Origin of the sequence: Phenylobacterium aquaticum (assembly GCF_947378715.1) — a bacterium.
Classification (GTDB): domain Bacteria; phylum Pseudomonadota; class Alphaproteobacteria; order Caulobacterales; family Caulobacteraceae; genus Phenylobacterium; species Phenylobacterium aquaticum_A.
Map to the genome: position 1 here is coordinate 1 of NZ_CANCLE010000222.1, position 4936 is coordinate 4936.

Annotated in this window: 5 protein-coding genes; 1 reads left to right on the top strand and 4 read right to left on the bottom strand. The window is 71.2% G+C overall.

All coding sequences use genetic code 11. From position 1 onward, the window contains the following. Positions 1-108: 108 nt before the first annotated feature. Complete coding sequence (locus tag Q7P21_RS19315) at positions 109-1356, bottom strand: pyridoxal phosphate-dependent aminotransferase (protein ID WP_304179854.1); 1248 nt, start codon at positions 1354-1356, stop codon at positions 109-111. Between the two features lie 267 nt (positions 1357-1623). Here Q7P21_RS19315 and Q7P21_RS19320 point away from each other — a divergent pair, with 267 nt between their 5' ends. Continuing rightward, positions 1624-2604, top strand: a complete 981-nt coding sequence (locus Q7P21_RS19320) for a hypothetical protein (RefSeq protein WP_304179856.1) — start codon at positions 1624-1626, stop codon at positions 2602-2604. On the opposite strand, the gene Q7P21_RS19325 is transcribed toward Q7P21_RS19320, so the two are convergent. The 3 genes from Q7P21_RS19325 to Q7P21_RS19335 form a co-directional block, all read right to left on the bottom strand. Beyond that, positions 2577-3674, bottom strand: a complete 1098-nt coding sequence (locus Q7P21_RS19325; protein ID WP_304170853.1) for a DUF2336 domain-containing protein — start codon at positions 3672-3674, stop codon at positions 2577-2579. The genes Q7P21_RS19320 and Q7P21_RS19325 overlap by 28 nt on opposite strands. A gap of 7 nt (positions 3675-3681) precedes the next feature. Continuing rightward, positions 3682-4386, bottom strand: coding sequence for a hypothetical protein (locus Q7P21_RS19330; RefSeq protein ID WP_304170855.1), 705 nt, complete (start codon positions 4384-4386; stop codon positions 3682-3684). Between the two features lie 37 nt (positions 4387-4423). Further along, on the bottom strand, positions 4424-4936 hold a 513-nt coding region (locus Q7P21_RS19335; protein ID WP_304179858.1), incomplete at its 5' end, for an ABC transporter permease.

The following is a 4936-nucleotide window of genomic DNA, read 5'->3' on the forward strand; positions in this document are numbered from 1 at the left end:
CCAGGTCTCGGTCTGGACGCCGGAAGGCCTGCCGACCGTGGGCGCCCGGCTGCGGGCGCCGTTCCGCTATGAGTTCGGCCCGCCGCCCCCGCCGCCCGCGCCCAAGCCCTAGGATCGGTGCAGATGCGGCTCGGTCGCTGCGAGGTCGATCCCTGAGTGGGGCTGGCCGCGCAGGTCGGCCATGGCCTTCGAGTCCATCACCGTCTTGAAGGCCGTCTTGAAGGCGGCCATGTCGGCGGGCGTGCCGACCGAGATGCGCACGGCGTTGGGCCAGATCGGCCAGGTGCGGCCGATATAGACCTTGTGGGCCTTCATGGCGGCCATGACCGTCTTGCCCGGCAGGCCGGTGTCGATCATGAAACAGTTCGACTGGGACTCGCCGATCAGCTTGTAATTGTTGGCCTTCAGCCAGGCCAGGGTGTCGCGCCGGGTGTCGCCGATCAGCTTCTTGCGGATCGGGATCAGCTCGGGGTCGAGCAGGGAGGCCCGCGCCGCCGCCGATGAGGTGATCGGCATGGGGTTCTGGCCGAAGGGCTTCAGCTTGGCGAGCAGGTCGGGCCGGCCGGCGGCGACGCCGGCGCGGATGCCGGCCATGCCATAGATCTTGGAGAAGGTGCGCAGGACGATCAGGTCCTTGTCGGCGGCCACCATGTCCATCACGTCCTCGGCGTCGGACAGGTGGATATAGGCCTCGTCGACCAGCAGGATCGCGCCCTTGGGCTTGTTGTCCAAAGCCCAGACGATGTCGGCCTTGGAGGTCAGGGTGCCGGTCGGGTTGTTCGGATTGCAGACATAGATCAGGCCGGCATTGGGATCGGCCGCGACCATGGCCTTCATGTCGTGGGCGAAGCCGGGGGTGAGCGGCACCTTCACGATCTTCGCCCCGCTGGTCATCGAGGCCCACATGCCGGCCTCATAGGACGGGTCGGCGGTGACGAAGCTGCGGGTCGGCGAGGTGAAGGCCAGCACCGTGAAGTGCAGGGCCTCGCCCGAGCCGGCATAGATCTCGACATATCCCTTCTTCAGCCCGTGCTGCTCGGCGAAGGTCATGGCCAGCATCTCGGTTTCGCCGATGCGGTCATAGCGGCCGCCCAGGGGGGCGATCTTGCTGATGGCCTCGATGGCGGCCTTGGACGGGCCCAGAGGGTTCTCGTTGGCGTTGATCAGCACCGCGTCCGGCGGCGGGATGTCCGGGCCCTGGCCGTGCAGGGCCATGCCCTGGGGCACGGCGCCGGCCTGGGCGGCGCGGGCCATGTCGGCCTCGGTCAGGATGGGGCCGGCCGCCGCGGCGAAGGCGGCGGCGCGCAGGAAGGATCGGCGACCCATGCGCGAGAAGTCGAAGCTCTGGTCGGTCATGGGGCGGTCCTCCGGGCGTCGCGGGGCGTGATCTGCCCAAGTTGCAGCGTCCCGCCCGGATCGCGCCCTGGGCAATGGGCGCCGGGTGACGGGCGCGCGGCCGGGGCTCAGGCGCCCAAGCTTCGCGCAGGCCGGGCGGGGCTGAAGCAGGACCCGGCGGCGGGGAGGGCGATCCATGGTCACCCAAGATGGGGGGCGCGACGATAACGCCGTTCGCTTGAACCCTGACCGTGTGGTCAAATGCGGGCGAGTCGTTTCGGGGGAAACATGCCGCGCGATCTGCGGGACGAGGGGACAGAGGACCAGCGCCGGCAATTGAGTCGCCTGGGGTCGCGCTTTCTGCTGCAGGTGGCGCGGATCGTGGCGGTGTCCGTCGACCGCGAACTGGTCACCGCCCTGGTGGCGATGGCCGTCGCGCGGGCCAATCTGCGCGCGGTCTACGCCGATCCGGACCTGGCGCTGCGCTATGCCGGCGTCTCCGATATTCCGCCAGACTCCGTGCGCCGGCCGGTGAGCGTCTACGCCGTGGCCAAGACCCTGCGGCTGCCCTACGAGACTACCCGCCGCCATGTGCGCAAGCTGGAGGCCGTCGGCGTCTGCGTCGCGGTGGAGGGCGGGGTGATCGTTCCCGCCGCCCTGGCCGAGGGGCCGGAATTGCTCAGCGCCCTGGAGGCCGGCTGGGCGGCGGTCAACGCCCTGGTTGCGGACGCGCAAGCCGTCGGGCTCAGCGGCCGCGCCGACGCGGTGGTCCCGAGCGAGGATGTGGTGCGCTATGCCCAGCGGCTGAGCCTGAGCTTCTTCCTCGACGGCCTGGACCTGATGGGGCGCGTCCTGGACATGGAGCCGCTGAGCGTCCTGATCATGCGCTATGTCGGGTTCGCCAATATAGAGCACCTGGTCGCCGATCCGGTGCTAGGCCCCCGATATGCCGGGGTGGAGGAGGTTCCCCCCGACGACCTGCGCCGACCGGTCTCGGTCTATGCGGTGGGCAAGGCCCTGCTGATCCCCTACGAGACCGTCCGCCGCCACGCGACCAAGCTGGTCAAGCTGGACCTGATGGAGCGCCGGCCGGATGGCGGACTGGTGGCTCCGGCGCGGGTGATCACCAGCCCCGCGATCGTCGCCGGCATGGTGGAATTCGCCGATCTCACCCAGGGCTTCCTGGACAGGCTGGCGGCGATCGGCCTGCCGCCGGCGCCAGAGCTTGATCCTGGGGTGGCTCAGGCCGCGGCGACGTCGCCGGTCTGACGGCGGATGCGCCAGAAGCGGATGGTCCGCTGGGCGGCTTCGCGCGGCAGGGCCTCATAGAGCTCGCCATATTCCCGGGCCCGGCCCAGGGCGTTGTCCTCGCGGTCGAGGATCAGCACCGCGAAGGTCAGATAGAGCGAACGGTCGAAGCCGGCCGCCTTGCAGACGATGGAGAGCGCATCCAGCTCGCGGCGTTCCAGGATCCGTCGGGCGGTGTGGAAGTCGATGTCGGCCAGCTCGCTGAGCGCCACCAGGAACTTGCTGGTCTCGCCATTGCGCAGGAAGCCCGCCAGCACGGGCGGGGTGATGGCGCCGCGGGCGCGCATCAGCCGGATGCTGCGTTCGGCTTCGTCATAGTCGGCGGGCAAGGACCCGTCGCGGGAAGCCACCTGTTTGCGGCCAACCGCCAGGGCGTGATCCAGGGCCTCGGGGTCCATGCCGTTGTTGCGGGCCAGGATCTCGCCGCGCAGCTTGGCCTCGACCACGAAATACATCTCGTTGAGCAGATCGACCGGCAGGGACTGGCGGGCGACGACGGCGGCGTGCAGGGCGGGGTTCTCGACGGCGCGGTCGACCACCAGCTCGTGGGTCTCGCGTGACATCCGCGCGCCCTCGTTGGCGAGCAGGGTCCCGAGCGTCTCGTCGTCGCCACGCTCGACGATGGCGCCCGTCACCGCCTCGGAAATGATGCGCCTTTGGCTGATGGCGCGCAGGTGCGCCTGGCCCCGACTGTGGGCGACGGACATCAGGTCATCGTCGGTCAGGGCGGCGGAATGCTGCAGGATCGGGCGGGCGACCTCGATCGACCGGTCGCGGGCCAGGGCCCCGACCAGGCCGGCGGGCGGCGCCTCGGCCTGGGACATGCGCTGGGCGAGCTCGCCGCGCACCGCGTCCTCCATCTCGCCGGCCAGCTGGGTCATGATGGCGTCGAACAGGGCGGTCTCGGCCTCGCCGCGCGGATCTGTGGGGCTGAAGAACAGGTCGGTGACCCCGCGCAGCAGCTCCCGACGGCGGGCGCTGGAGGGCTCCTGGGCCAGGGCGATCAGGTCGTGGAGCTTGGTGTGGGTCATGGCGGGCTCAGAACGGGCGGTCGCGCTTTTCGCCGCTGTCGCCATCGGCGTCGTCCTTGGCGGCGGGTTCGTCGGACGGGGCCTGGGCGACGCCCCCGCCTGAGGGGCCGATCAGCACATAGCCCTGGCCCTGGGCGGGGGCGGTGATGGCGTCCGGCGTGAGGCCATAGGCGCGGTGGACCGAATAGAGCCGGGCGCCCTCTCCACCGCCGTGGCTGGCGCCGCCGGCGTCGGCCAGATGCTGGGGCGGGGCGATGGCGGCCGGGGCGGGCGGCGCATAGGCGGGAAGGCCGCCGGCCAGCACCGGAGAGGCGGGCTCCGGCGGGTCGGGTTGGACGGGGTCTGCGGCCGGGGCGAGGGGCGGCGCGGGCCGTGAAGGGCCCTGGCGATAGGGCTCCTGCGGAACAAAGGCCGGATAGACCGGCGCATAGGCCAACTGGGAACCGTCAGACGGCGAGGGCCGCAGGCGGCCGCCGGGCGCCGGCGCGCGACCGCGCAGATACTGGTTGGCCAGGGCCATGGGGGCGGGCTGGGCGAAGACCACCGGTTCCCCCTCGGGGTCGGCCGGCGCCTGCTTGTTGGTCCAGCCCAGGGCGCGGCTCAGCAGCGAGGGATGGGGCGCGATCTCCGCATTCCCATAGCGGTCGCCAGCGAGGGTCGCGGTGGGAACCGCGCCGGCGAGGATGACGGCCAGGACGAGCGGGAGACGCATGGTCCCGCAAGGCTAAGGCCGCAGCCTTAACCCTCCTCTAACGACCACGCCACCAGGCGAGGCCGACCCGCTCCAATCGGTCGAGCAGGGCGTGGAGAACGACGCCCATCAGACCCAGCACCACCAGGGCGGCGATCATGCGCGCGGTCTGCAGCTTGTTGCCGGCGTCGAGGATGCGCCAGGCCAGGCCCCGCACCCCGCCGGAGCCGGCGCCGAACTCGGCCACCACCGCCCCGATCACCGCCAGGCCGGCGCCCACCTTGTGGCCCTCAAGCAGGAAGGGCACGGCCGAGGGCAGGCGCAGGCGCAGCACCCGCTGGAGCCGGCTCGCGCCGTAGAGGTCGAACAGGCGCTCAAGGTCCGGATCGGCGGCCTTCAGCCCGGTGACGGCGCCAGAGAAGATCGGGAAGAAGGCGACCAGCACGGCGAGCGCCACAATGGCCCGCTCCGGGTGGTCGATACCGGCCCAGATCAGCACCAGGGGGGCGATGGCCACCACCGGCGTCACCTGCAGGGTGGAGGCCAGCGGCCGCACGGCGCGTTCCAGCAG